This is a genomic window from Archangium sp. (assembly GCF_045802675.1).
Classification (GTDB): domain Bacteria; phylum Myxococcota; class Myxococcia; order Myxococcales; family Myxococcaceae; genus Archangium.
The window spans coordinates 91,292-117,156 of the sequence record NZ_JBJMQO010000035.1 but is presented as its reverse complement, the minus strand read 5'-3'; the positions used below and the strand labels follow the sequence as shown (position 1 = coordinate 117,156).

Below are 25,865 nucleotides of genomic sequence, written 5' to 3'. Positions count from 1 at the left end.
ATCAAGAAGCGGGCCACGTAGAATCCCGCGTGCCCCCCCGGACCTCGCGGAAACTGGAGGCGCCTCCCCCCTCGACTGCAAAGGCGCCTCCCGAGGGTTGATCGGTTCGCGGTGCAAGTCCCCCTCGCCTCGCCGAACCGGTCCCCCGTGTTCTGAAAGCACCTTCTCACCAGCCGGCTCCCAGCGCTGTGAGCCGGCTCACTGCGTTGCTGTGAAATGGTTCACACCCCCGCCGCCCGCACGTACACCGGGTGCGGGCAGGCAGGGCTTCGGGCGTGCCGCCCACACTCCAAGCCCCACTCCCCGCTTCGGGAGACGTGGGGTGGTGCGTTACCCTTGAGGCTCCGCGCTCTTCTTCCCCCCTGGGCTCTTCTTCCCCCTGGAAGGTACATGCTGCGTACCCTTGTCACGAGTCTCGCCCTGGCCCTCGGCCTCGTCGCCCTGACCGCGTCGGCGGCGGAGCCCGCTCCCGCCCCCCTCCCCTCCCGGGAGGAGCGTCTGGACCGGCTGGCCCGCCTGTGGGGCCAGGTGCGTTACCGCCATCCGTACCTCGCCTACAAGGACGTCGACTGGGACCTCGCCCTCGTGAAGGCCATTCCCCAGGTGGAGGGCGCGAAGGACCGCGCCGCCTACGCCGCGGCCGTGCAGGACATGCTGGACGCGCTGAGGGACCCGGCCACGCGCGTGCTGCGCCCGGACGAGCAGAAGGAAGCCGCGCAGAAGGCGCCCACGCTGCGCGAGCCCCGCGGCTGGGAGGGCAAGGACGTGCTCGTGCTGGACCTGCGCACCGCGCAGAATCCCGCGGGCCTGGGCGCGGACCTCGGCAAGGCCAAGGCCGTCATCGTCGACCTGCGCGCCCGCGGGCTGGACGAGCGCACCACCTGGAGCATGAGCACGGTGCTCGGGGACGTGCTGCCGTTCCTGCTCACCCAGGAGCTGGATGTCCCGGGGGAGCGCTCGGTGTACCAGTCGGGCTACCGCCCGCAGTCCATGTCCTCGAGCGGCGGCTACGCCATGTCCTTCCTCACCTCGGCGGGCCAGCGCATCTCCCCCAAGGGCGAGGGCAAGGCGCGCCCCGTCGTCTTCCTGCTGGATGACAAGTCGTCCGTGGACCCGCGCGTCCTCACCCTGAAGGCCGCGGGGCTGGCGCAGCTCGTCAGCGAGGGCCGGTTGGACGACGGCGCGGTGGTGAACACGACGAAGGTGGAGCTCGGCGCCGGGCTGACGGCGGTGGTGCGGCTGAGCGAGCTGGGCATGCCCCTGCGCGTGGACGCGGTGCTGCCCAGGCGCACGCGCTCGGAGGGCAAGGACGAGACGCTCCAGAAGGCGCTCGAGCTGGTGAAGAAGCCGGCGAAGAAGGGCAAGGCGCGCGAGGCGGCCGAGCTGCCCCCGGCCCGGTGGCAGCCGGACGAGCAGTACGCGGACATGCTCTACCCCAAGCGCGAGTACCGCCTGCTCGCGCTCTTCCGGATGTGGAACGTCATCCAGCTCTTCTACCCGTACAAGCACCTGCTGGACCGGGACTGGGATGGTGCGCTGACCACGTTCCTGCCGAAGTTCGAGAAGGCGAAGGACGCCGCGGAGTACGCGCTCGCGGTGGCGGAGATGAGCACGCTGGTGCAGGACGGGCACACGGGCGTGCGCGGCCACCCCGAGCTGGAGAAGCGGGGCCTGGCGGGCGTGCCGGCGCCCTTCGAGGTGATGGAGCTCGAGGGCAAGCCGGTGGTGGCGGGCGTGAGGGACGCGGAGGCCGCCCCGGGCCTGGTGCCGGGACAGGTGGTCGAGACACTCGACGGCAAGCCGCTGGCGCAGCGGATGGAGGAGCTCAAGCCCTACGTCACGGCCTCGCACCCCGCGCACCTGCGCTACAAGCTGATGCGGCAGGCCATGTCCGGGCCCGAGGGCTCCCAGGGGACGCTGGGCGTGCGCGACGCCTCGGGCCAGCTCAAGCAGGTGCGCTTCACCCGGAGCCTGAAGTCCTTCCAGAAGCCCCCGAAGGGCGAGGCCTGGCGCCTGCTGCCGGACAACATCGGCTACGTGGACCTGACGCGCCTGCAGACGTCCGAGGTGGCGGGCCTGTTCGAGAAGCTGAAGAACACGAAGGCCATTGTCTTCGACATGCGCGGCTACCCGAAGGGGACGGCCTGGGCCATCGTGCCGTACCTCAACACGCGCAAGGCGCGCTACGGCGCGGTGTTCGAGCGCAACGTCCTCACGGCCGTCTCCGAGGAGGAGGCGAACGTGCGCTCCAAGTTCTTCCAGGAGCTGCCCCGGGCCGACGTGCCCCTGTACCGCGGCCGCACGGTGATGCTCATCGACGAGCGGGCCATCAGCCAGTCCGAGCACTCGGGCCTCTTCTTCGAGGCGGCCAACGGCACCACCTTCATCGGCAGCCCCAGCGCGGGCGCCAACGGTGACGTGACGGACCTGGTGCTGCCGGGCGGCATCTCCCTGGTGTTCACCGGCCACGACGTGCGGCACCTGGATGGACGCCAGCTGCAGCGGGTGGGCCTGAGGCCCCAGGTCTTCGTGCGGCCGACCCTCCAGGGCCTCCAGTCCGGGCAGGACGAGGTGCTGGACAAGGCGCTCGAGTTCCTCAAGGGCAACAACGCCCCGGCGGCGGTGGCCGGCGACTCCGTCCGGTAACGGCCCCAGGGGCCCCCGGGGCGGCGCGGGCGCTGGTAGCCTGCCGCTGGACGTGCACGCGGGCCAGGCCCCGCTGGAGAACATCCGTGAAGAGCATGAGCTTGGGGCGCCGCGTGGCCCGCGTGGCCTGGTGGGCCGGAGCGCTGCTGGCCCTCGCGCTGACCCTCGTCCTGGCCCAGGCCCGCGCGGCGTTCGGGCACCGCGCCGAGGGCGCACGGCGGGAGCGGATGGAGCACTCCCCCCAGTGGCAGGACAGCCACTTCGAGAACCCCCAGCCGCTCTACAACGACATCTGGGGCTCCTTCACGGGCATGTTCGACGCGAGCCCCGACGTGAGCCCCTCCGAGCCCGTCCCCACCGTCCCGGGCGACCACCGGCGCTGGGAGACGCCCCCGGCCACCGGCCTGCGCGTCACGTGGCTCGGACACTCCTCGTCGCTCATCGAGCTCGACGGCTTCCGCGTCCTGACGGACCCCGTGTGGAGCGAGCGCGCCTCTCCGCTGACGTGGATCGGCCCGCGCCGCTGGTACGCACCGCCCATCGCGCTGGAGGAATTGCCCAAGGTGGACGCCGTGGTCATCTCCCATGACCACTACGACCATCTGGACTACCGGACCCTGCTGGCCATGAAGGACTGGGACACCACCTTCGTCGTGCCGCTCGGAGTCGGTGCGCACCTCGCGTCCTGGGGGATACCCGAGGCGCACATCGCCGAGCTCGACTGGTGGGAGCGCACGCGGGTGGGCGGGCTCGAGCTCGTCGCCACGCCAGCGCGCCACGCGTCGGGGCGGACCGGCCTCGACAAGGACGCCACGCTCTGGGCCGGCTACGCGCTGCTCGGCCCCCGGCACCGCGCGTACTACTCGGGGGATACGGGACTCTTTCCCGCGATGAAGGACATCGGCGCGCGCCTGGGGCCCTTCGACGTGACGCTCATCGAGGTGGGCCAATACAACCGCGCCTGGCCCGACTGGCACATCGGCCCCGAGCAGGCGGTGCTCGCCCACCAGTGGGTGCGCGGGCGCGTGCTGCTGCCCGTGCACTGGGGGCTGTTCACCCTCGCCCCCCATGGCTGGACGGAGCCCATCGAGCGGGTGCTCGCGGCGGCCGCGCAGAGCGGGCAGCCGGTGCTCGTGCCGAAGCCGGGCCAGAGCGTCGAGCCCGAGGCCCCTCCAGCTCTCGAGCGCTGGTGGCCACAACTTCCCTGGAAGACGGGGGCGCAGGACCCTATCGTCTCCACGAAGCTGAACTGACGCCCCCGCGGCGTGAACCCAGGAGCCACACCATGAAGGTCATTCTCTTTGGCGCGACCGGCATGGTCGGCCAGGGCGTCCTGCGCGAGTGCCTGCTCGACCCGGGCGTGGAGCAGGTCCTCACCGTGGGGCGCAACGCGACGGGACAGCAGCACCCGAAGCTGCGCGAGCTCGCGCACAAGGAGCTCACCGGCTTCTCCACCGTGGAGAAGGAGCTCACGGGCTACGACACGTGCTTCTTCTGCCTCGGCGTGTCCGCCGCGGGGATGAGCGAGCAGGACTACCGGGCGGTGACGTACGACATCGCCCTGGCGGCGGGCCGGAGTCTGGCCAGGCTCAACCCCGGCATGACGTTCATCTACGTGTCGGGCGAGGGCACCGACAGCACCGGCAAGGCCTTCTCCATGTGGGCCCGGGTCAAGGGCGAGACGGAGAACGCCCTGCTGAAGCTCCCCTTCAAGGCGGCGTACATGTTCCGCCCCGGGTACATCCAACCGCTGCACGGCATCGTCTCGCGGACGGGCCTGTACAGGACCACCTACCGCTTCCTGGGGTGGCTCTACCCCGTCCTGCGGGTGCTCTTCCGCAAGCACGTGACGACGACGGAGCAGGTCGGGCGGGCCATGCTCCAGGTCGCTCGACAGGGGGCCACGAAGCGCGTGCTGGAGACCCCGGACATCAACGCCGCCGCCCAAGCGGCGACGGCCTCCCTGCCAGCGGCTAGTTGACCTTCTTCATCTCCACCACGAAGGAGCGCGGCTCGAGGAAGCCCGTCACCCTCGGGGCGCGCAGCACCTCCCCGTTGGAGGAGATGAAGGCCACCGTGGGCAGGCCCTCCACCCCGAAGCGCTCCATCAGCGCGTCCAGGGCGTCGTCGCTGTTCGTCGCGTCCACCTTCACGGTGACGAAGCGCCCCGACTCCGAGATGACCTCCGTGGCCGGGTACGTCTCGCGGTCCAGCTCCTTGCAGGCCGCACACCAGTCCGCGAAGAAGTCGATCATCACCGGCCGGCCGTCGCTCTTCGCGCGGGCCAGCACCTGCTCGAAGGACTCGGCGGAGAAGCCACTGCCCTTGGCCGGCAGCACCGCGTGCCACTCGAAGGAGGGCGCCTTCGGCTTGTCCACCACGCCGAGCGCCACCCACAGCGAGCCCACGCTCTTGGTGTCCATGGCCCCGCCGCGCATCACCAGGGCCACCACCACCAGCGCCACGCCGAATCCCTTGAGGGTGAAGTCGCGCGCCCCCTCCTTGAAGGACAGGTGGATGGCGCCCAGCAGCACGCCCAGCACCGCCAGCACCACGGCGATGGCCGTGCCCGGCGTGCGGCCGAGCTGCTCGGCCACGCCCTTCACCACCCCGCCCACCGCCGGGAAACCGTCCTTCAGGTAGGAGATGGCGAGCGCCACCAGCACAATCCCCAGCACGCTCTTCACCCACTCCATCCACACGCCGCCCCGGGGCAGGCGCACGGTGAAGACGCCGATGAGGAAGAAGGGCACGCCGATGCCAAGCGCGTAGATGAAGAGCAGCGCCGCGCCGAGCACCGTGCTCTGCGACTTCGCCACGAAGGCCAGCAGGCCGGTGAGCACCGGGCCAGTGCACGGGGCCGCGAGGAAGCCGGACACGCTGCCCATGAGGAAGGCGCCCGTGAGGCCCGCGCCGCCCACCGAGTTGAGCCGCTGCTGCAACCCCTGGGGCAGCGCCAGCTCGAAGGCGCCGAACATGGACGTGGCCAGCGCCAGGAGGAACACCGCCAGCCCCGTCACCACCACCGGACTGCCCAACATGGAGCCGAAGGCCTGCCCCGTCTTCGCCGCCAGCACGCCCAGCCCGCTGAACACCACGCCCATGCCGACGATGTACGAGCTCGTCAGCACCAGCGCCTTGCCCCGGCCCTCGGCCTTGCGCGCGCCGAAGACGGACACGGTGATGGGGATGAGCGGATAGACGCACGGAGTCATCGCGGTGAGCAGGCCCCCGGCGAACACCACCGCCGCGCCGAGCGCGAGGTTGCCCGCATCCAGGAAGCGCGCCGCGTCCAGCCCCGAGCTCGGGCCCGTCGGCAGGAGCCAGGGCACCACGGCCACGGCCAGCCCGAATACCGCCGCAATGACTCCGACCTTCTTCTTCGCGTCCATGTCACTCCTCTGTACTGCCGGGGCCCCTATATACGCGCGAGGGGCGGGCGGTTACACCCGGGGCCGCCCCGGAACGCGAGCAGGTAACGGAATCCAGCCCGGCGTGCCAGCTTCTGTCCGCCCCGTCCCCCAGCGGCCGGGGAGCCACCTGGGGGCAGGCGTCCTACACCAGAGGGGTGGCGGGCTGGGGCTCGGGCGCGGGCGCCGAGCGCCGCACCGGCAGCAGCAGCCCGATGAAGGCCACCGAGAGCACGGTGCCGAGCAGGAACAGCTGCGCATAGCTCCAGCCCAGCCTCGACTTCAGGAAGCCCCCGAGCGGCCCACCCGGTGTCTTGCCCAGCACCTCCACGCTCGCCAGCAGCGTGTAGTGCGTGGCCCCAATCCGCTTGTCCACCCGCGACATCATGAACGCGAACATCGCCGTGGTGAGGATGCCGCCGAAGAAGTGCTCGGCCACGGTGACGGAGATGACGCCGCGCGCCGAAATCCCATACGTCGCCAGCCACCACTCGCCGCCCAGGGGGAACACGCGCAGACACGCGGCGAGCGCCACCGCGCCCAGGATGGGCATCCGGCTGGTGAGCCACCCTCCCACGAAGGAGCCGAGCAGCGAGGCCACCAGGCCCCACGTCCCCACCCACAGGCCGATCTGCGAGGCCGTGATGCCCTCCTGCACGAGGAAGGGCTTGAAGAGCACGTCCACCAGCGTCTCGCCGAGCTTGTAGGTGCCGATGAAGAGCAGCATCCAGCCCGTCCCGGGCAGGCGCACCGCGGCCAGGAGCCGGTCCTTCAAGTCGGACCAGGTGAGCTGCTCGCCGCGCGTGGCGTCAGCGTCCACCGCCCTCCGGGGCTCGCGCGCCAGGGCCACCACCCCGAACACCGCCAGCGACAGGAGCGCCATGGCCAGGAAGAGTCCGCGCCAGCCGATGATGTCGCTCGCCCAGACCAGCAGCCCGCCGCCGGTGAGCATGCCCAGCTTGTAGCCCACCACCTGCGCCGTGTTGCCCCAGCCCAGCTCGTGCGGCTCCAACAGGTCCACCGCGAAGCCGTCCACCGCGATGTCCTGCGTGGCCGCGAAGAGGTTCATCAGGAAGACGAGGCCGAGCAGCAGCGGCAACGCGCTGCCCACCGGGACGAAGGCCGCCACCGCGCACGTGGCCGCCAACCCCGCCTGCATGGGCAATATCCACGACTTGCGCCGGCCGATCCGCTCCGAGAAATGGCGGTCCACCAGCGGCGCCCACAGCGCCTTGGCCGACCAGGGGGCCGCCAGCAACCCCAGGCTGGAGACGACCATCACCGTCGACCCCTGCGTGAGCAGGTACACGGACAGCGCGGTGGTCTGGAAGCCATAGGGCAGGCCCTGCACGAAATACAGCGCGCTGAGCAGCCCCATCTTCCGGTACGAGATTCGCTTCACCCCTCGAACCCTAGCCGAAGAGCCGCCCCGCGCGCTCGGGGCCCGGGTGCTCCCTCGCCTGCCCTACTCCTCCTTGCGCAGCGTCAGGAGCTTGGACATGAACCAGCGCTCCGTCCGCTCCACGCGCAGGCCGTGGCGAGCGAAGAGCTCCGGCAGGTCCGTGCGCGTGTAGTCCTCGAAGTAGGGCTCGTTGAAATACACCTGGAAGTGCCGGAAGGCCCCCTGCTCCTCCTCGGTGGCATCCGCCTCCTGGATGGCGTCCATGAAGAGCAGCGTCCCGCCCGGCTCGAGCACCCGCGCCATCTCCGCGGCCACGCACTCCATGGCTTCCCCCGGCAGTTCGTGGAAGAGCCAGATACAGGTGACGAGGTCGAAGCGGCCCGTCCACTCCGGCAGCATCCGCTCGGCGTTCATCTGCAGGAGCGTGGCCTTGCGGCGCAGCAGCCGGGCCGCCTCCAGGTACGACGGCGAGAGATCGATTCCCGTGTAGCGGTGCCTCCGGTTCTGCGCCCACGCCTGGCCCAGCCACGTCGCCGGACCACACGCCACGTCGAGCACGTCCAGGTAATCCCCCTCGGGAATCTGGTCGATGAGCCCCTGGCGCATGAGCCGGTTGGCGCCCATGAAGAGCAGGCGGATCTGCCACTCGTACGTCAGCGCCGAGCGCAGCGACAGCCCACCGTTGGCCTGGTTGTGGAAGTCGTTGAGGTAGTAGTCCGGATAGGGAAACACGTCGCGCGGCTCCACCGGCAGACGCTGGCGCTCCTCGCGCTGCTTGGAGCGGATGCGCCAGAGGTCCGGGAGCACCGAGGCGAGGAATACCGGCAGCGTGAAGAGGTCCTCCCGCTCGGCCTGGGCCAGGGCCTCGCGCTTGTCCGGGTCCGCCAGCACGCGCGCGTGCAACGCCATGGCGCCCGCGAAGCTGTTCTTGAAGAAGGCGAGGTCCACCCCATCGACGGGCAGCGCGCTGGCCCAGGCGGACATCAATCCGCCCGCGTGCAGCCCCACCCGTCCGGCCGAGCGCAGCCGGGGCAGCACCTGCGAGAGCGGAGCGCGAAACTGCTCGAGCTGCGCCAGTGAGCGCGAGAGCGTGGAAGTAGCGTGCGTCATGTCCGTCCCCCTGTGAGCCACCTACGTAGCACCCGGGACTGACACGATTGGCCGGACTTCCATGACAACCCCGTCCGCGGAAAACCGCGTCAGGGGGCCGGGGCGCGGCGGCGGAACAGCACGAGGGCGTTCTCGGTCATCACCACCTCGCCCTGCTGATTGCGGACCTCCATGCGCGTGCGCACCGAGCCGCGATCCGGCTTGCTGCGCGAGGGCGTGGCCTCGAGCACCTCGATGCGCGCGGAGAGCGTGTCCCCGGGGCGCACCGGGCGCAGCCAGCGCAGCTCGTCCAGGCCCGGCGAGCCCATGCTGGAGGAGTCCGCCAGCAGCGAGCCCACCAGCAGCCGGTGGCAGATGGCGGCCGTCTGCCAGCCGCTCGCGATGATGCCGCCGAAGATGGACTGACGGCCAGCCTCCTCGTCGAGGTGGAAGGGCTGCGGGTCGTACTGCCGGGCGAACGCGAGAATCTCCTCGCGCGTCACCTCGTACGAGCCGAGCTCGTGCACCTGGCCCACCTGGAAGTCCTCGAAGTAGCGCATGTCTTTTGTGTTCCTCGGGCCGGGTCCGGGGCAGGCCCGGCGTCCGCCCCCGCCGCAATATAACGGCCCGGTCCGTTGACGGCGGCCGCGCGATGCCCGAGAAATACGCCTCACGGTATGGGCACCTCGGACTTCATCAGCATCGACGACTCGCAATGGCCCCTGCTGGTGGCGCGGTTCGTGGGACAACCCTCGCTCCAGCAGCAGGAGGAGCACTTCTCCCAGCTCCTCGGCTACCTGGCGCGGGAAGAGAAGTGCGTGCTCATCCTCGATACCCGCCAGGTGCGGATGATGACGGCCGAGCATCGCCAGAAGCTGACGGCGTTCTCGAGGCAGTACGACGCGCTGTTCCGCGCGCGGTTGCTGGGTTGTGCCGCCGTCATCACCTCGCCCCTGATGCAACTGGCGGCGAGCCTCGTGCTCCACTTCATCCCGCGGCCGTGTCCGTACTTCACCACCACCTCCCTGCCCGAGGCGGTGAAGTGGACGGCGAAGCGCCTGGAGGACGCGGGACACCCTCTCGACGCTCACCGCGTCCAGCAGCACCACGGCCCGGTGCGCACGGAACAGTGCGCCGGCTGAGCGGGGCTCACCGCGCTCCGAACGTCTTCACCATCTTGTTGTAGACGCCCATGATGAGCAGGGGCCCCACCCACATGCCCACGAAGCGGCTGGCCCGGGTGCGCTGCGCCAGCTCCATGCCCAGCGAGAAGGCCATGGCGCACAGGCTGGCGAAGAGGAAGACGTCCGAGGGAATCTTCGCCGTCTGCTGCTCGAGCAGCCGGGTGAACGAGCCCTCGTCGTGCTCGGCCCGCATCACCGTCGCGGCCCGGTAGTCCCGCATCGATCTCTCGCTCGCCGGATTGATGTCCTGCTGCATGCCGCCCTCCTCGTGCCCGAACGGGGCACTTCACGGGGCACTTCATGGAGCCCCGGCGCCAAACCTTGCCCTCCGCACCATATTGAGGACGACCGGGGGAGGCGGCGAGATGGAGGAAGCAGGCACGGGTGCAGGGGATGGCTTGCTGGACGGCTTGCTCTCCGCCGTGGAGGGCGCCGGCCCACTGCTCCAGCGCGACTACTGGGCCCTCATCGAGGGCTGCACCTGCTCGCCCTCGGAGCTGATGGAGCTGGTGGCCTCGCGCTTCGCGGAGCTCGCCCCGGAGGAGCTGGTCGTCTTCTCGCGCGAGGACGGGCGGGACCACGCGCCGCTCGAGCGGGGCGACGAGCTGGAGGTGAAGATCCGCGGGGCGGGCACCTTCCACGTGCGCATCATCCACCGGGATGCACAGAGCCTCACCATGGCCACCCTGACCGGACACCCGGAAGCGGGCCGCATCACCTTCGGCGCCTACCGCAATGCGCGGGGCGACGTCATCTTCCACATCCGCAGCCGGGCACGCTCGGGCTCGCGGGTGAAGTACCTGGGGTTCCGCACGGGCGGCGAGGCCATGCAGACGAACACCTGGACGGACTTCGTGAACACCGTGGCCCTCACCGTGGGCGAGGGTGTCATCGGCTTCATCCATGCGGAGACGGCCGTGATGGAGCAGGAGCACGAGAGCGCGGATGACGTCCAGGGCCCCACCTTCCTCGCGCGGGGAGACTGAGATGACGGACGTCGAGTGGCGCTGGCTGCGGGGCTGGACGCGGGACGAGGTGACGGCGCGGCTCGAGCGGGCCACCACCCTCCCCCTCAACTTCGAGGCGGCCGAGGAGGAGATGACGCTCGAGCACGGCTGGAGCCAGGTGGAGTCGCAGGCCGTCATCGCGAGAGCTCGCCCGGGCCCGCCGTCCGCGGAGGACGCCTTAGACAGGTTGAAGCACGCCGTCCTCCACTACGGTTTCTCCGACCCCCGCATCGTGCACGCGCACTTCGACGCCTCCACTCCGCTGGAGCGACGCCCGGTGATGCTCGAGCTGAAGACGATGGGGCTGCACTACCTCTGCCCGGTGCGCATCGGCGCCGTCCGCACGGAGCGGACGGAGGCGCACACGGTGTTCGGCTTCCGGCTGGACACGCTGTGGGGACACATCGAGGCCGGGCGGGAGTGGTTCCTCCTGAGCAAGGACCACGCGAGCGGTGAGCTGCGCTTCCACATCCAGGCCTCGTGGCGAGAGGGCCACTTCCCCAACTGGTGGAGCTACGTGGGCTTCGAGCTGGTGGGGCGGCGCTATCAGCGCGCGTGGCATCACCTGGCCCATGCGCGGCTGAGAGAGCTGCTGCGCACCGGCCACCTGGAGCGCCACCCCGATGCCGAGGAGCTGGTGCACGCGGAGCTACGGGTGGGGCACAAGCCGGTGCAGTTCTATTCACAGCGAGGCTCGGGCCGCCGGTTGAGCGGTGTCGAGCGGGAGGTGGAGCGCGTGAGACGGGACAGACTGCTGACGACCGTGGGCTTCGGAGTGCTGGCGGGCATGCGGAGCTTCAGCGCGCCCGCCCTGCTCAGCCAACAACTCTCGCGGGAGCCCATCGAGGCCCCCGAGGGACGTGCGCATGCGCTCGCGTCTCCCCGGGTCGCGCGCGTGCTGACGGTGCTGGCCGCCGGTGAGCTGGCCGCCGACAAGACGCCGTGGATCCCCGCGCGCATCTCCCCGCCGTCGCTGCTGGCTCGGGCCCTGTCCGGCGCGATGACGGGGGCCGCCGTGGCCGCGCCCCACCGGAAATTGTCCGTCGGACGGGCCGTGCTCGGCGCGGCGGCGGCCGTGGCCTCGTCCTTCGCCTTCTACAAGCTGCGCCAGCTCGCGACGCAACGGCTGGGCCTGCCCAACGTGGTGGCGGGACTGGTGGAGGACGCCGTGGCCGTCGCGCTCGGAGGCAGGCTGCTCACCGCCCTGCACTGAAGCGGGCTCCGCGAGCGGGCGGGAGAAACCTTCCGCTCTTCCTGCCGGCCCTGCTGGTGGTGGCGCTGCTCGTGCTGCTGGCGCGCGGCACGCTCTACCTGCTCGCACGGCTGCGGAAGCACGGTAGGAGCGGCCCGCCCCGCTCGGGAAGACCCGGGGAGTAGCGCTCAGGCCACCGCCGCGGGCGTCGGCGCCTCGGGCAATACCAGGACGAAGCGGGAGCCCCCCTCGGGGAGATTCTCCGCGTGGAGCGAGCCCCCGGCGCGCGACGCGTACTCGCGGTACAGGGGGAGCCCCATGTGGGGGAGCCTGGTTTTGAGGAAGGCACCTCCCACCACGAGCGCCGCACAGACGAGGAAGTGCTTCCTGTTTACCCGAAGCAGGGCCCGCGGCCCGGAGGAGTCAGCCGTCATACGGGGACCCAATGTAACATCGCGCCCGGGCCGGCTACCGAACCCGCCCTTGCGTCCATGCAGACAGCCCCACCGCCCGATACCGTCCAGGCAGAAGCAACGACGCCCGCCGTCGACGCGACCGTCCCCTTCGCCTTCGCCAACGTCTTCGCCGTGCTCGTGTTCCTCGCGGCCGGGGCCGTCTTCCTCGTGCCCCACGCGTGGCTCTGGGACGAGCTGCCGGTGCCCTCGATGGGGTTCCTCTTCTGGCCGCTCGTCGGGCTGTCCTTCTTCGTCCATGAGGGGCTGCATGGGCTCGGCTACCGGCTCGGCGGTGCCAGGCCCGGGGAGGTGAAGTACGGCATCCAGTGGGCGAGGCTGATGCCCTACGCGCACTGCGAAATCCCCCTCACGGCTCGTGCCTACCGGCTGGCGGGGGCCCTGCCCGGCCTGGTGCTCGGCGTGCTGCCCGCCGTGGTGGGCCTGGGCTCCGGTTGGGGAGCCCTCACCCTCTTTGGCGTGTTGGAGTTGGGTCTGGCGGGAGGCGACGCGAGCCTGTTGTGGGCCCTCCGCCGGGTGCCCGGAGACGCCCGGGTCATCGACCATCCCACCGAGGTGGGCTGCCGCATCCTCCCGCCTGTATAAGAGCCCCCATGAGCACGACCCCCACGCCCGTCCTGCCCCCCGCGAAGCTGCCCGGCCCCAACGAGCCCTGCTGGTGCGGAAGCGGGAACAAGTACAAGAAGTGCCACCGCGGCGAGGATTCGCAGGCCCGCGCCCCCGTTCCCGCCTCGCGCCGTGTGAAGCCGGGCGTGGTGAGCCCGCGCCGTCCGGTGCCCGCGCACATCCCCCGGCCCGACTATGCCGACTCCGGCCGTCCGGGCCCCTTCGTGAAGAGCGATCCGGCGACCCGGCTGGAGCGGATGCGGAAGGCCTGCCGCGCCGCCGCCGAGGTGCTCCAGGTGACGGGGGCCGCCGTGAAGCCGGGCGTCACCACGGACGCGCTCGATGCCCTCACGCACGAGGAGTACATCCGCCGGGGCGGCTACCCGAGCACGCTGGGCTACCACGGGTTCCCCAAGTCCCTCTGCACCTCGGTCAACGAGATCATCCTCCACGGCATCCCGGACAGCCGGCAGCTCGAGGACGGGGACATCGTCAACCTCGACATCACCATCTACCTCGATGGGATGCACGGGGACTGCTCGGCGACCTTCCCCGTGGGGAAGATCGACGCGGCCTCCGAGCAGCTGCTCCGCGTCACCCGCGAGTGCCTGATGCTGGGCATCGAGGCGGTGAAGCCCGGTCTGCCCATCAACGTCATCGGCCGGGCCATCGACGCCCACGCCACCCGCCACGGTTACGGGGTGGTGCGCTCCTACTGCGGGCACGGCATCGGCGAGGTGTTCCACAGCGAGCCGCAGGTCTGCCACTACTTCGACCCCCACGCGACCGACATCATCGAGGAGGGCATGTTCTTCACCGTCGAGCCCATGCTCACCATGGGCACCGTCCAGCACCAGGACTGGGATGATGGGTGGACGGTGGTCACTGCGGACGGCAGGCGCTCGGCTCAGTTCGAGCACACCATCCACGTGACGCGCGATGGCGCGGAGATCCTCACCCGGGTGGATTGAAGTGAAACGGAGGGGGTCCATTCCGGTTCTACGCGCGTAGAAGTGAAACCGGGGGGGTCCATTCCGGTTCTACGCGCGTAGAAGTGAAACCGGGGGGGTCCATTCCGGTTCTACGCGCGTAGAAGTGAAACGGGGTCAACCCGACCCTCGCCCGGTGGGAGAGGGAGGGGGGGTAAGAGGGCGAAACTAGGCGGCCGGGTCCTTCTTCGGCGTGGGTACCTGCAGACCCGCCGAACGCGCCAGGCCCATAACGCCCTCCACCGCCGCCGCGATGTAGCCGAACGGGTTGGCTCCATCCACCGCCGTCACGTGCACCTCGCCCATCTTCTGCTGGAACGCCGCCGCCACCTGCGGCAACTGCTGCGCCAGCACCAGCTGGATGGATTCCGGCGAGAGCGTGTTCTCGATCTCCCGCATCGCACGCACCCGCGCCAGCTCCGGATCCTGGGTAATCCGGGCCTTGCGCGCGTCCATCTCCGCCATGGCCAGCTCCGCCTCGGCGATCGCGCACCGCGCCTCCGCCACCTTCGCCTGCGCCCTCGCCCGCTCCGACTCCTGCTGCAGCACCGCCATCATCGACGCGTGCCGCGCCGCCTGCGCCTGCTGCTCCTGGTGCAGCTTCTCCAGCTCCGCCTCCGCCCGCACCACCGCCGTCTGCCGCTCGTGCGCCAGCTTCGCCGCCTCCGCCTCCTGCGCCAGCCGCAACCGCTCCAGCTCCGCCTGCGCCTCCGCGGCATCCAGCGCCCGCTCGTTGGCCAGCTTCGCCTGCTGCGCCTGCTGCTCCAGCTTCAGCTTCTCCAGCTCCGCCTGCGCGCGCGACGCCGCCAGCGCCCGCTCCTGCGCCAGCTTCGCCTCCGCCATCCGCCGCTCGGCCTCGAGCTGCGTCAGCTTCTGCGACTCCTCCGCCTTCGCCTTCTGCTCGCGCACCTCCAGCTCGGCGTTCAGCTTCGCCAGCGCCGTCTCGCGCTCCAGCGACACCTGCGCCTGCCGCGTGCCGCGCTCCTTGGCGACCCGCGCCTCCTCCACGCGCGACTCGACCGCCAGCGACTCCAGCTTCGCCTGCTCCTCCGCCTCCTGCCGCTTGTGCCGGACCTCCTCCTCCGTCGCCAGCCGCGTCAGGGCGATCTGCCGCTCCGCCTCCGCCTCCTCCCGGCGGATGAAGCGCTCCTTGGCCAGCTCCGCCTCGCGCGCCACCCGCTCCTGCTCCTGGCGGAAGCGCGCCTGCATGTTGGCGAACACCGTGTCCGACAGCACCCGCACGTCCTGGATTTCAATCGTGTCCAGGACCACGCCCCACCCCGAGTCGCTGCGGTCCTCCAGCCGCCCCTTGCCCGACACCACCGGGGCAATCTCCCGCATCAGCTCCGTGGCGATGCCCTCCTTGCGCTTGGAGAGGCACTCCTCCACCGACAGGTTCGCCACCAGCCGCCGCACCGCGCCCACGAACATCTCGCGCAGCAGCTCCGCCAGCTTCTGCTGCGCCCGCTCCGGGAACGAGAAGTTGAGCATCCGGAAGGCCACCAGCGGGTCGACAATCCGGTACACCGCCAGGCCCGTCACCTGGACGCCCGCCTTCTCGCTCGTCACCTGGTCCGCGGTGAACTGAAGCCTCTGCACGCTCGTGGGGACGATGGCCACCGCGTCGCCCGGCAGCTTGAAGCACGAGGCGCCCTGCCCGCTCACGTCCCGCACGCGGCCCCGGCGCATGTGGATGAGGAACTCGCTCGGCCGCGCCGTCACCAGGCCCCACTTCTTCATCTTCTCCGGGTCCTCCTCCGGCTTGCCCGCCCTCCACCCCGCCTGGTAGCGGCGCGAGTCGTCCCCGCCTCCCTGCGGCGGCTCGCCCCCGCCACTCCGCGCCGGCTCGCCCCTCCCGCCCACCGACAGCTCCATGGCTCCCACGGCGTTCAGCTTCACGGCCCGCTTCTCGTTCGTGCTCATCTGGCGCACCCTCCGAAAGTCGCGGACTCCGGGAATTGCAGCCTGTCGGCCAACGCGGCGCTGCCCTGAAATCGCGCACTTGGCCGCGGGGGGTGCTCCAGGCTGGCGCACGTGCCCCGAAGTGGATCGCCCCGGAGCGGTGCACTTGAGGTATAGGAACGGATATAGAGGACTGAATCGGTCCGATTCGCGGTTGATACAGCCTGGGACGCCCGCTCCTTATGTCAGCTTGACCGGGGGGGTCCCGATTTTATAATTGACCGGTCCAGTCCACATTAGGTGTGCCCATGTAGGAGCACCTGGCCGCCTCGCGGGGTTACCGGCACCCGTGGCGAGGGGACGGACAGTTGCCCGGAAGGTTTACCGAGATGCTGAAGCTGCCCATCTACATGGACAACCACGCCACCACCCCGCTGGATCCGCGGGTGCTGGAGGCGATGATGCCGTATCTCCGTGAGGACTTCGGCAATGCCGCGTCGCGCAACCACGCGTTCGGCTGGAAGGCCGAGGCGGCGGTGGAAGTGGCACGCAAGCAGGTGGCGGCGCTCATCGGCGCGTCCGACAAGGAGATCGTCTTCACCTCGGGCGCCACCGAGTCCGACAACCTCGCCATCAAGGGCGTGGTCGAGTTCTACAAGGACAAGGGTGACCACATCATCACCCTGAAGACCGAGCACAAGGCGGTGCTCGACACCTGCAAGCGCCTGGAGCGCGTGCGGCAGGACCGGCTGGACGAGCTGAAGCTGATGCGGCTGGCGCAGCTGACCGGCGCTCCCGTGTCGCGCGACCACCTCGCCGAGCTGTCCATCAAGCACGAGCTGGACAACGACAGCGTGTACCGCCAGTGGGCCGAGCTGCCCACGGGTGGCGCGCGCGTCACCTACCTCGAGGTGGAGAAGGACGGCCGGGTCGACCTCAAGAAGCTCGAGGCGGCCATGACGGACAAGACCATCCTGGTCTCCATCATGTTCGCCAACAACGAGATCGGCACCGTGCAGCCCGTGGCGGAGATCGGGAAGCTGTGCCGCCAGAAGGGCATCCTCTTCCACTGCGACGCGGTGCAGGGCATTGGCAAGGTGCCCTTCAACGTCGAGGAGATGCACGTCGACCTGGCGTCCGTCACCTCGCACAAGATGTACGGCCCCAAGGGCGTGGGCGCGCTCTACGTGCGCCGCAAGCCGCGCGTGCGCATCGCCCCCATCATCGACGGCGGTGGCCATGAGCGCGGCATGCGCTCGGGCACGCTGAACGTGGCGGCCATCGTGGGCTTCGGCAAGGCGGCGGAGCTCGCCCGCCAGGAGATGGCCGACGAGTCCGCGCGCCTGCTGCGCCTGCGCGAGAAGCTGCACAAGGGCATCACGGACCAGCTGGACATGGTGATGGTGAACGGCTCGCTGGAGCACCGGCTGCCGGGCAACCTCAACATCTCGTTCGCCTACGTGGAGGGCGAGGCGTTGATGATGGCCATCAAGGACGTGGCGGTGTCCTCGGGCTCGGCGTGCACGTCCGCGTCGCTGGAGCCCTCGTACGTGCTGCGCGCGTGCGGCGTGGAGGAGGAGCTGGCGCACAGCTCCATCCGCTTCGGCCTGGGCCGCTTCAATACCGAGGAAGAGGTCGACTACGTCATCAAGCTCATGGTGGACAAGGTGAACCGCCTGCGCGAGATGAGCCCTCTGTACGAGATGGCCAAGGAAGGCATCGACCTGAAGAGCATCGAGTGGACGGCGCACTAGCCCCGTCCTGGGCCCTCCCCTGGTAGGAGGGCAGGCGGGCTCCCGACCCCGGCACGGTTGCCGGGCGACGGACCCGGTGACAAGGCTTCCAAGAGAGTACGGAGTCAAGCATGGCCTACAGCGACAAAGTCATCGACCACTACGAGAACCCCCGCAATGTCGGCACGCTCGACAAGGCCGACCCCAACGTGGGCACGGGCCTCGTGGGGGCTCCGGCGTGCGGCGACGTGATGCGCCTGCAGCTGAAGATCACCGACGAGGGCATCATCGAGGATGCCCGGTTCAAGACCTTCGGCTGCGGTTCCGCCATTGCCTCCAGCTCGCTCGTCACCGAGTGGGTGAAGGGCAAGACGGTGGACGAGGCGATGACGATTTCGAACAAGGACGTGGCGCGCGAGCTGGCGCTTCCGCCGGTGAAGATCCACTGCTCGGTGCTGGCCGAGGACGCCATCAAGGCGGCCATCGACGACTTCAAGAAGAAGCGCGAGGCGCGCCAGCAGAAGGCGTGAGCGGTACCCACGGAGGAGGAGGAGCGCGATGAGCGAGCAGGCGACCCTAGAGACGAGCCAGACGCAGACGACGCCTGCCGCCCCGGCCGCGAAGCCGGCGCGCGGCATCACGCTGCACGACAGCGCGGTGGAGCAGCTCAAGAAGCTGCTGGCCGAGCGGCAGACGCCCGAGGCGGGGTTGCGCATCGCGGTGCGAGGCGGCGGGTGCTCGGGGCTGGCGTACGTGATGGAGTGGGCGGAGAAGCCGCGCGAGAAGGACAAGATCTTCGAGCGGGACGGGGTGCGGGTCTTCGTGGATCCGAAGAGCTACCTGTACCTGCTGGGCACGGAGATCGCGTACGAGTCCACGCTGATGGCGGCGGGGTTCAAGCTGAACAACCCCAACGTGAAGGGCTCCTGCGGCTGCGGAGAGAGCTTCTCGGTCTGAGCGTAGGACAAGGAGTCACCTGAGGGCTCGGCCGAGGCAAGCCGGGCCCTTTGTGTTTGCCCTTTGTGTTTGCCCGGAGTCTTTCCCCGGAGTCTTTCCCCGGAAAGGGGACATGAAGTGAAGTGCTGGAACTGTGAGAAGGACACGGCGGGGCGCCCGTTCTGCGCGGCCTGCGGGAAGATCGCGGCCCGCCCGCCCGGGGCGACGCACTTCGATGCCTTCGGCCTGCCCCGGACGTACGACGTGGACGTCCCCTCGCTGGAAAAGCAGTACCGGGAGCTGTCGCTGCGGCTGCACCCGGACCGGTTCGCCCAGGCGGAGGCGCGCGAGCGCCGGCTGTCGCTGGAGCAGACGACGGCGCTCAACGAGGCCTTCAAGACGCTCAAGGACGGCACGAAGCGGGCCTTCTACCTGCTGAAGCTGTACGGGGTGGACCTGGAGCGGGAGGACGCCGGAGCGCAGAAGGACATGCCCCTCGAGTTCCTCGAGGAGGTGATGGAGCTGCGCGAGGCGCTCGACGAGGCGATGGAGGCCAAGGCTCTGGCGCGGGCCCAGAAGATGGCCGGGGACGTGGAGGCCCGCCGCAAGGCCGCCCTGCAGGAGGCCGTGGACACGCTGCGCACCCTGGAAAAGGGCGTGCCGGTCGAGTCCTCGGTGAAAAAGGCATCGCACGCGCTGGGACGGGTGCGGTACTTCACGCGCTTCCTCGAGCAGGTGGAAGCCTTCGAGGAGGAGATGCTGGCGTGAGCAAGAACGGCTACCTGCAGATTCACGACCCACTCAAGCCCAAGGGGCATGCGGTGGGGATCGACCTGGGGACGACGAACTCGCTGGTGGCGAGCGTCATCCAGGGCAAGCCCCGCTGCCTCGTGGCGGACGAGGGCGAGTCCAACCTCCTGCCCTCGGTGGTGCACTACGGGAAGGACGGGGGCGTGGTGGTTGGCTCGCGGGCGAAGGCGCTCGCGCCCGAGCACCCGACGGACACCATCCTCTCCGTGAAGCGCTTCATGGGCCGCAGCCCGGAGGACGCGGAGACGCGCAAGCTGGGGGCCTACAAGTTCGCCAGCGGCGGCAAGGTGGTGCGCTTCGACGTGACCGGCGGCCAGCCGGTGACGCCCATCGAGGTGTCCGGCGAAATCCTCCGCGCCCTCAAGCGCCGGGCCGAGTCGCACTTCGCCGGCCGGGTGGAGCAGGCCGTCATCACCGTGCCCGCCTACTTCGACGATGCCCAGCGTCAGGCCACCAAGGACGCGGGCCGGCTCGCGGGCCTGGACGTGCTGCGGTTGCTCAACGAGCCCACCGCGGCGGCGCTCGCCTACGGCCTGGACAAGGGCAGCCAGGGCACCTACGCCGTCTATGACCTCGGCGGCGGCACCTTCGACGTCTCCATCCTCAAGCTGGTGGACGGCGTCTTCGAGGTGAAGTCCACCGGCGGTGACTCGGCGCTCGGTGGCGACGACTTCGACCGGGCCATCGCCCAGCGCGTGCTCGAGGCCATGGGCCAGTCCTCCCCCACCCCCACGCTCGTGGCCGAGGTGCTCGCCGCCTCGCGCGGGGCCAAGGAGGCCCTCACCGACGCGCCCGAGGTGGAGCTCACCGCGGGCGCGCACACGCAGACGCTGCGCCGCCCGGACTTCGAGGAGTGGATCCGCCCGCTCATCCAGAAGACGGGCGTGGTGTGCCGCCGCGCCCTCAAGGACGCGGGGGTGACGGCCTCGGAGCTGGACGGCGTCATCCTCGTGGGCGGCGCCACCCGGGTGCCCGCGGTGCGCCGCTTCGTCGCCGAGCTCTTCGGCCGCGAGCCGCTCAGCGACATCGACCCGGACCAGGTGGTGGCGCTCGGGGCGGCCGTGCAGGCGGACCTCCTCACCAACGTGGACCGGCAGGACGAGGTGCTCCTGCTGGACGTCATTCCGCTGTCGCTCGGCCTGGAGACGATGGGGGGACTCGTGGAGAAGCTCATTCCGCGCAACTCCACCATCCCCACCGCCGCGGCCCAGGTCTTCACCACCTTCAAGGACGGGCAGACGGGCCTGGACGTGCACGTGCTCCAGGGCGAGCGCGAGCTGGTGGAGGACTGCCGCAGCCTCGCGCGTTTCACGCTGGGTGGGATTCCCGCCCTGCCCGCCGGTATGGCCCGCGTCGAGGTGCGCTTCCAGGTGGACGCCGATGGCATCCTCGCCGTCACCGCCAAGGAGCAGAGCACCGGCACCACCCAGTCCATCACCGTGAAGCCCAGCCACGGCCTCACCGACGAGGAAATCGAGCAGATGCTGCTCGACTCCATCGACCACGCCGAGGACGACGTGCAGGTGCGCCAGCTGCGCGAGCAGCGGGTGGAGGCCGAGCGCGTCCTCACCGAGGCCGAGCGGCAGCTCGGGGCGCACGCCGCCCTGCTGTCCGAGGGGGAGCGCCCCGTCATCGAGGCCGCCATGGCCAAGGTGCGCGAGGTGGCGAAGGGGAACGACTCCCACGCCCTCGAGGAGTCCATCCACGCCCTGGACGAGGTGTGCAAGCCCTTCGTCGAGCGGGTGATGAACCAGGCCCTGACGAAGGTCGTCGCGGGCCATTCGGTCGAGGAGTTCTGACGTGCCCAAGGTCCACTTCAAGAGCCCCCTGGATGACGTCACCGTGGAGGTGACGACGGGGACCACCCTGCTGGACGCCGCCGAGAAGGTCGGCGCCCAGGTGGGTCACTCCTGCGGCGGGGTCTGCGCCTGCTCCACCTGCCACATCTGGGTACGCAAGGGCCTCGAAACGCTCTCCGAACAGACGGACCAGGAGATGGACCGGCTGGACATGGGCTTCGACGTGCGCCCGTACTCCCGCCTGTCCTGCCAGACCGAGCTGGGGAATGAGGACGTCTTCGTGGAAATTACCGAAGAGTCCCTCACGGCCTTCATGGACGAGAACCCCGCCGTCCGGCGCCGGCTCGAGTCCGAGGGGAAATGGCCGTTGAAGAAGTGAGGTTGAAACAACTGCTTGACGGGGACGGTTCAGGCATCTATACACCGCACCCGTCGACGCGACGCAACGCACCGCCGAGCGCAACGCACCGCCTGCCCAGGTGGTGGAATTGGTAGACACACTAGATTCAGGGTCTAGCGCCTGCAAGGGCATGGAGGTTCGAGTCCTCTCCTGGGCACTGAAAAAGGCTCCGACTGAAAAGTCGGGGCCTTTTTCGTTTTCAGCACCCCGCTTCCCGCTCTCAGCCCGGGACGTGGACGGGCTCCACCGCTTCGTGGGCCACGTGGCTGGCGGCCTCGCGCGCCAGACTGCCGCCCTTGCGCAGGTCTCGAATCCGGATGCCGCGCAGGCGCACGGACAGCGCCCCCACCCCCACCTGGCTCAGCACCGTGCCCAGGTGGGTGAGGAGGGAGAAGGACGCGGCGTCCTCGGGCGAGGCCCCCAGGTTGCGCGCCGCCCAGCTCGTCACGAAGTAGTAGATGCCCATGCCCGCCGGCACCCCGGGGAGTGACTGGCCGAGCGCGATAGCCCCCAGCACCACCGTCCCCGCGAAGAGGCCACCGCGCACGCCAATGCCCCTCAGCGCCATGCCGTAGGCCAGCGCGGGCGCCAGCACGGATGGGAGGGAGAAGAGCAGCGCCTTGGCCATGCCCCGGAAGCTGCGCGCGGTGCCCAGGCCCTCGGACACGTGCCCCAGCAGGTGGCTCACCCGCGGCAGCTTGTGCTTGCGCTCCAGCATCCGCGCGAGCGGCAGCGCGTAGTGGGCCAGCAGCACCACCAGCACCACCAGCACCACGCACAGCCCCACGGCGATGCGCAGCGGCCCCGCGAAGTGGGACATGGTGGCGCCGAAGGGCCCGGCGAAGGACAGGGCCACCAGCCCCATCAGCGCGGCGAACTCCAGCAGCTTGCACACCGCCACCGAGCCCAGCGACTGCAGGAAGGGAATGCGCTGGGTGCGCGACAGCAGGAAGGAGCGGATGAAGTCCCCCAGCTTCCCGGGCAGCGCGTTGTGGGTGAAGGCGCCAATGGCCACCAGGTGGTAGCGCTCGCGGAAGGGCACCGGCTTGTTGAGCGTCGTCTGCCACTGCGCCGCCCGCGCCGGGATGATGGACGCGGACAGCAGCAGGAAGGGAATGAGCCAGGGCAGGTGGCCGGGCAGGTCCTCCACGAACTTCCGCAGCGGGAAGCGCGGGGTGAGCAGCGGCCCGCCCCCCGTCGGGTGCCATTGGAAGAAGGCACTGGAGATGAGGAAGGCGGACAGCACCACCCCCACCACCACCGCCAGGACCTTGAGGTACGTGCGGCCCGCCGGGCGCTTCATGTCGCCTCCGCCCACCTCGTCTCCGTGCTCACCAGCGGCCGGGCGCCGTCTTCGCGGTACACCTCGGACAGCCGCTCGTGCAGCTGCGTGCAGTGGCTCATCGCGGACAGGTCCACCGGCAGCGAGCGCGGCCAGCAGATGAGGCTGGACGTCTCCGTGCGTGTCAGGCCGCCGTGCGAGCCAAACTCCCAGGCGAAGCCCACCGTGCCCCCGCGCGGCACCGCCTGGCCGAAGAGCACCAGATCTCCCGCCGTGGACATATGGGGCAGCTCGCGCAGGAAGTCCGCCACCGCCCGCTTCGAGAACTCCGCCGCCAGCGGCGCGCTGTCGATTTCGTCCGGCCCGTATACGCCCCCGTCGATGACGGCCACCGCCGAGTCCCCCCGGCGCAGCGCAACGATGGCGATGTCCGGATGGCACATGGCCCTGGCGAGCACCTCCGGGTGGCGCGCCACCAGCTGCGTGGCCTCGAGCGGCTCGCGCTCGCGCGTGAGGTAGACGTGCGAGAAGTTGCCGGACTCGACGACCACCGGCTCTCCCGGCGCGTGGGCCCCCACGTCCACCGGGTGCGGCCGGCCGTTGAGCAGCCCGCGCGCCACGTCCTCGGAGAGCGGCAGCGGCTCACCGCCCAACAGAATGTCCTCGAGCCGCTGGCCCCCGCGCTGCTCGATGGGGTGGCTGTCCACGTGGCCGTGGTCCGTGAGGAAGATGACGTCGTAGCCGGGCTCCACCGTGTGGGCCACGGCGTGGAGCTCGGCGAGGTAGGCGTCCACGCGCTGCAATTCCGCGAGCGCCTGCTCCGAGCGCGGACCGCGGCGGTGGGCCACCTCGTCATAGTTGCCGTAGACGAGGTAGATGGAGGGCACGCCGCGCACCATGTCCACCAGGGCCTTGGTGTGCGCGAAGCTCCACCCGAGCCGCTGCAGCAGCACGCGGCTCATGAGGAAGCCGCTCTCGTGGCGCCAGTCGCGCAGCGCACGGCCCCAGCGGTACACCTCGGTGAAGGCGTTCCACGCGTCCTTGCCCAGCGAGCGCAGGTAGCTCAAGGGCGTCTGCGTGCGCGCCGCCAGAATGCCCTCCATCTCGTACTTGAAGCTGCGCGTCATCAGCTTGTAGCTGGCCAGCGTGCTCATGCACAGGTGGTTGCCGGCCTCGGCCTGGAAGAGCGAGAAGTAGGTATGTCCGCCCCCGGACAGCAGGCTCCTGCCGGAGCGCATGCCCAGCCGCGACTCCACGGCGAGCGTGTCCGTCGGGGTGTTCATCTGCACCTTGCGGCCGAGCTCCCGATCGAACCAGCTGTAGGCCGGCAGGTTGGGATGGCGCAGGCCATAGAGGAAGCCCGCCTGGAAGAAGGGCGTGGAGGCAGGCGAGCCCCAGAACGCATCGTCCAGGGCGTACTCACCCGAGCGGATGAGCTTGGAGAAGAAGGGCATGCGTCCGGTGCGGACGGCCTCCTCCAGGTGATTCTTGGGCACTCCGTCCAGGTGGACGACGAGCAGTTTGCGCCGGCGCGACACCGGCAGCGGGGCGACCTTCGCCCCCACACGCTTCACATACTCTCGGGCCCAGCACCTCAGCTGCGGGATGATGACTTCGTTCACGGTCTCGCCTCCCCTCCCCCCGGGCCATGATGCGCACGGGGGAAGCCGCCAGCCGGGGGTGCGAGAGGGCCCGCTGGTGAGCGGCCGAGCGGGCAGGCCCCCAGAATGTCACCGGGGTCCGTTGAGTTGTTGGCGTCCCACTTTGAGGTGTGATGCTCACGACCGCGCTGCTGTTGACGACGCTGGCCACCACCCCGACCGCGCCCCCAAGTGCCGCGATCGCCCCAGACCCCAACGCCACGGCCTCCGCCGCCGCGACGACTTCCGCTCCGGCCGAGTCCGCGCCGAAGAAGGAGAAGGGCGTCGACGCCATCGTGCTCCCGCTGGTGAGCTACAACTCGGACCTGGGCTTCACGTACGGCGGCGTGGCGGGCGCCTACCTGTACGCGCCGGGCCACAAGCCGTACCAGCACGGCCTCGCCCTGCAGGTGATGTTCACCAGCCGCGGACAGCAGAGCCACTACCTGCGCTACGACGGGCCGCAGCTCATCGGGCCCATGCGGCTGGAGCTGCGCCTGGAGTACCGGCGCGAGCTGCTCAGCCCCTTCTACGGGCCGGGCAACGTGTCCGCGCAGGGCTTCAACGGCGACGAGTCCCAGAAGCAGTACAACTACACACGCAACTCGCCCGGCGCCTTCGTGCGTCTGCGCGGCCGGCCCTGGGGGGAGAACCACCCCTTCCAGTCCTATGTGGGCTACGCGTGGCGGTACACGGAGGTGGATCCCTTCGAGGCCTCGGCGCTGGCGCAGCTCAAGCCGGTGGGCATCGAGGGCGGGCCCACGGGGCAGCTCATGGCGGGCGTGCTCTGGGACACGCGCGACAACGAGTCGGATCCCGTGCGCGGCGGCGTGGAGGAGGTGGCCCTGCGCGTGTCGGGGAGCGCCACGGGCAGCCGCTACCAGTACGCGGGCGTGACGCTGAGCGAGCGGCGCTACTGGCAGCTCGGCCCGCGCTTCGTGCTGGCGCAGCGGCTGACGCTCGACATGCTCTTCGGCGAGGTGCCCTTCTTCGAGTGGGTGAACACAGGCGGGGTGAGCACCTCCGAGGGCATCGGCGGCATGAGCAGCGTGCGCGGCATCGAGCGCAACCGCTTCGCCGGCAACATCAAGGCCTTCACCAACACGGAGCTGCGCTTCCGGGCCTTCGACTTCAAGCTGTTCGGCTCGCCCGTGATTGCCGGCGGCGTGGCCTTCGTGGACCTGGGGCGCGTGTGGCACCCGAACGTGGTGGACGGCCCGTGGTGGAAGTGGCACCCGGGCGTGGGCGCCGGCCTGCGTCTCACCCGGCGCGCCGCCGTGGTGCGCTTCGACTGGGCCCTGTCCCCGGAGTCGGGCCGCAGCCGCGTGTACCTCAACTTCGGCCACATGTTCTGAAGCCGCACCC

Annotated in this window: 24 protein-coding genes and 1 tRNA gene; 16 read left to right on the top strand and 9 right to left on the bottom strand. The window is 70.1% G+C overall.

The annotated features are described in order from the left end of the window. The first annotated feature begins 390 nt into the window (after nucleotides 1–390). The 3 genes from ACJ8AN_RS10610 (at nucleotide 391) to ACJ8AN_RS10600 (ending at nucleotide 4,627) form a co-directional block, all read left to right on the top strand. Complete coding sequence (locus ACJ8AN_RS10610) at nucleotides 391–2,646, top strand: S41 family peptidase (RefSeq protein ID WP_407755165.1); 2,256 nt, start codon at nucleotides 391–393, stop codon at nucleotides 2,644–2,646. 95 nt (nucleotides 2,647–2,741) lie between these two features. Next, on the top strand, nucleotides 2,742–3,899 hold the full coding sequence (locus ACJ8AN_RS10605; RefSeq protein WP_407755210.1) for an MBL fold metallo-hydrolase: 1,158 nt from the start codon (nucleotides 2,742–2,744) through the stop codon (nucleotides 3,897–3,899). Between the two features lie 32 nt (nucleotides 3,900–3,931). Next, nucleotides 3,932–4,627: an epimerase gene (locus ACJ8AN_RS10600; protein WP_407755164.1), complete on the top strand. Its 696-nt coding sequence runs from the start codon at nucleotides 3,932–3,934 to the stop codon at nucleotides 4,625–4,627. Here the strand turns inward: ACJ8AN_RS10600 and ACJ8AN_RS10595 are convergent. The 4 genes from ACJ8AN_RS10595 to ACJ8AN_RS10580 all read right to left on the bottom strand — a co-directional run bounded on the left by ACJ8AN_RS10595 (nucleotide 4,620) and on the right by ACJ8AN_RS10580 (nucleotide 9,107). Continuing rightward, nucleotides 4,620–6,038 (bottom strand): protein-disulfide reductase DsbD family protein, encoded by a 1,419-nt coding sequence (locus ACJ8AN_RS10595; protein WP_407755163.1) that lies wholly within the window; start codon nucleotides 6,036–6,038, stop codon nucleotides 4,620–4,622. The two genes, ACJ8AN_RS10600 and ACJ8AN_RS10595, sit on opposite strands and share 8 nt — an antisense overlap. A 163-nt stretch (nucleotides 6,039–6,201) precedes the next feature. Then, nucleotides 6,202–7,434: an MFS transporter gene (locus tag ACJ8AN_RS10590; RefSeq protein WP_407755209.1), complete on the bottom strand. Its 1,233-nt coding sequence runs from the start codon at nucleotides 7,432–7,434 to the stop codon at nucleotides 6,202–6,204. An 87-nt stretch (nucleotides 7,435–7,521) separates the two neighbouring features. Then, the gene (locus tag ACJ8AN_RS10585) at nucleotides 7,522–8,568 is read right to left on the bottom strand and encodes a methyltransferase domain-containing protein (RefSeq protein WP_407755162.1); all 1,047 of its coding nucleotides are present in this window, start codon (nucleotides 8,566–8,568) and stop codon (nucleotides 7,522–7,524) included. A gap of 89 nt (nucleotides 8,569–8,657) precedes the next feature. Next, nucleotides 8,658–9,107: a MaoC family dehydratase gene (locus ACJ8AN_RS10580; protein WP_407755161.1), complete on the bottom strand. Its 450-nt coding sequence runs from the start codon at nucleotides 9,105–9,107 to the stop codon at nucleotides 8,658–8,660. A 117-nt stretch (nucleotides 9,108–9,224) separates the two neighbouring features. On the opposite strand from ACJ8AN_RS10580, the gene ACJ8AN_RS10575 reads away from it, so the two are divergent. After that, nucleotides 9,225–9,689 (top strand): hypothetical protein, encoded by a 465-nt coding sequence (locus tag ACJ8AN_RS10575; RefSeq protein ID WP_407755160.1) that lies wholly within the window; start codon nucleotides 9,225–9,227, stop codon nucleotides 9,687–9,689. Between the two features lie 7 nt (nucleotides 9,690–9,696). On the opposite strand, the gene ACJ8AN_RS10570 is transcribed toward ACJ8AN_RS10575, so the two are convergent. Continuing rightward, nucleotides 9,697–9,987, bottom strand: a complete 291-nt coding sequence (locus ACJ8AN_RS10570; RefSeq protein ID WP_407755159.1) for a hypothetical protein — start codon at nucleotides 9,985–9,987, stop codon at nucleotides 9,697–9,699. 109 nt (nucleotides 9,988–10,096) lie between these two features. Between ACJ8AN_RS10570 and ACJ8AN_RS10565 the strand changes: the two genes are divergently transcribed. Both ACJ8AN_RS10565 and ACJ8AN_RS10560 read left to right on the top strand, forming a co-directional pair. Further along, nucleotides 10,097–10,717: a DUF1990 family protein gene (locus ACJ8AN_RS10565; RefSeq protein WP_407755158.1), complete on the top strand. Its 621-nt coding sequence runs from the start codon at nucleotides 10,097–10,099 to the stop codon at nucleotides 10,715–10,717. Between the two features lies 1 nt (nucleotide 10,718). Continuing rightward, complete coding sequence (locus tag ACJ8AN_RS10560; protein ID WP_407755157.1) at nucleotides 10,719–11,951, top strand: DUF1990 family protein; 1,233 nt, start codon at nucleotides 10,719–10,721, stop codon at nucleotides 11,949–11,951. A gap of 167 nt (nucleotides 11,952–12,118) precedes the next feature. Here ACJ8AN_RS10560 and ACJ8AN_RS10555 read toward each other — a convergent pair whose 3' ends face one another. Then, entirely contained in the window at nucleotides 12,119–12,250 is a 132-nt protein-coding gene (locus ACJ8AN_RS10555) for an ATP-binding protein (RefSeq protein WP_407755156.1), read from the bottom strand. A 171-nt stretch (nucleotides 12,251–12,421) separates the two neighbouring features. On the opposite strand from ACJ8AN_RS10555, the gene ACJ8AN_RS10550 reads away from it, so the two are divergent. Together ACJ8AN_RS10550 and map are read left to right on the top strand one after the other, a co-directional pair. Continuing rightward, entirely contained in the window at nucleotides 12,422–12,988 is a 567-nt protein-coding gene (locus tag ACJ8AN_RS10550; protein WP_407755155.1) for a DUF3267 domain-containing protein, read from the top strand. Between the two features lie 8 nt (nucleotides 12,989–12,996). Further along, complete coding sequence (map, locus tag ACJ8AN_RS10545) at nucleotides 12,997–13,980, top strand: type I methionyl aminopeptidase (protein ID WP_407755154.1); 984 nt, start codon at nucleotides 12,997–12,999, stop codon at nucleotides 13,978–13,980. A 186-nt stretch (nucleotides 13,981–14,166) separates the two neighbouring features. Here map and ACJ8AN_RS10540 read toward each other — a convergent pair whose 3' ends face one another. Continuing rightward, on the bottom strand, nucleotides 14,167–15,921 hold the full coding sequence (locus ACJ8AN_RS10540; RefSeq protein WP_407755153.1) for an SPFH domain-containing protein: 1,755 nt from the start codon (nucleotides 15,919–15,921) through the stop codon (nucleotides 14,167–14,169). Nucleotides 15,922–16,292: 371 nt separating this feature from the next. Between ACJ8AN_RS10540 and ACJ8AN_RS10535 the strand changes: the two genes are divergently transcribed. From ACJ8AN_RS10535 to ACJ8AN_RS10505, 7 genes are all read left to right on the top strand, one after another. Then, nucleotides 16,293–17,654: an IscS subfamily cysteine desulfurase gene (locus tag ACJ8AN_RS10535; RefSeq protein WP_407755208.1), complete on the top strand. Its 1,362-nt coding sequence runs from the start codon at nucleotides 16,293–16,295 to the stop codon at nucleotides 17,652–17,654. Between the two features lie 110 nt (nucleotides 17,655–17,764). Continuing rightward, entirely contained in the window at nucleotides 17,765–18,163 is a 399-nt protein-coding gene (gene iscU / locus ACJ8AN_RS10530) for a Fe-S cluster assembly scaffold IscU (protein ID WP_407755152.1), read from the top strand. Between the two features lie 28 nt (nucleotides 18,164–18,191). Further along, nucleotides 18,192–18,590 carry a HesB/IscA family protein gene (locus tag ACJ8AN_RS10525; RefSeq protein ID WP_407755151.1) on the top strand — a complete coding sequence of 133 codons (399 nt, stop codon included), beginning with the start codon at nucleotides 18,192–18,194 and terminating at the stop codon, nucleotides 18,588–18,590. A 180-nt stretch (nucleotides 18,591–18,770) separates the two neighbouring features. Continuing rightward, nucleotides 18,771–19,337 (top strand): Fe-S protein assembly co-chaperone HscB, encoded by a 567-nt coding sequence (gene hscB / locus ACJ8AN_RS10520; protein ID WP_407755207.1) that lies wholly within the window; start codon nucleotides 18,771–18,773, stop codon nucleotides 19,335–19,337. Then, nucleotides 19,334–21,178 carry a Fe-S protein assembly chaperone HscA gene (hscA, locus tag ACJ8AN_RS10515; RefSeq protein WP_407755150.1) on the top strand — a complete coding sequence of 615 codons (1,845 nt, stop codon included), beginning with the start codon at nucleotides 19,334–19,336 and terminating at the stop codon, nucleotides 21,176–21,178. Before hscB ends, hscA begins: the two co-directional genes overlap by 4 nt. 1 nt (nucleotide 21,179) lies before the next feature. Continuing rightward, nucleotides 21,180–21,557, top strand: a complete 378-nt coding sequence (locus ACJ8AN_RS10510) for a 2Fe-2S iron-sulfur cluster-binding protein (protein WP_407755149.1) — start codon at nucleotides 21,180–21,182, stop codon at nucleotides 21,555–21,557. A 94-nt stretch (nucleotides 21,558–21,651) separates the two neighbouring features. Next, a tRNA-Leu gene (locus ACJ8AN_RS10505) sits at nucleotides 21,652–21,735 on the top strand. A gap of 63 nt (nucleotides 21,736–21,798) precedes the next feature. On the opposite strand, the gene ACJ8AN_RS10500 is transcribed toward ACJ8AN_RS10505, so the two are convergent. Then, nucleotides 21,799–22,881, bottom strand: coding sequence for a lysylphosphatidylglycerol synthase transmembrane domain-containing protein (locus ACJ8AN_RS10500; protein WP_407755148.1), 1,083 nt, complete (start codon nucleotides 22,879–22,881; stop codon nucleotides 21,799–21,801). After that, nucleotides 22,878–24,482, bottom strand: a complete 1,605-nt coding sequence (locus tag ACJ8AN_RS10495) for an alkaline phosphatase family protein (protein ID WP_407755147.1) — start codon at nucleotides 24,480–24,482, stop codon at nucleotides 22,878–22,880. Before ACJ8AN_RS10495 ends, ACJ8AN_RS10500 begins: the two co-directional genes overlap by 4 nt. A 152-nt stretch (nucleotides 24,483–24,634) precedes the next feature. On the opposite strand from ACJ8AN_RS10495, the gene omp85 reads away from it, so the two are divergent. Continuing rightward, nucleotides 24,635–25,855, top strand: a complete 1,221-nt coding sequence (omp85, locus tag ACJ8AN_RS10490) for an Omp85 family outer membrane protein (protein WP_407755146.1) — start codon at nucleotides 24,635–24,637, stop codon at nucleotides 25,853–25,855. Nucleotides 25,856–25,865: the final 10 nt, after the last annotated feature.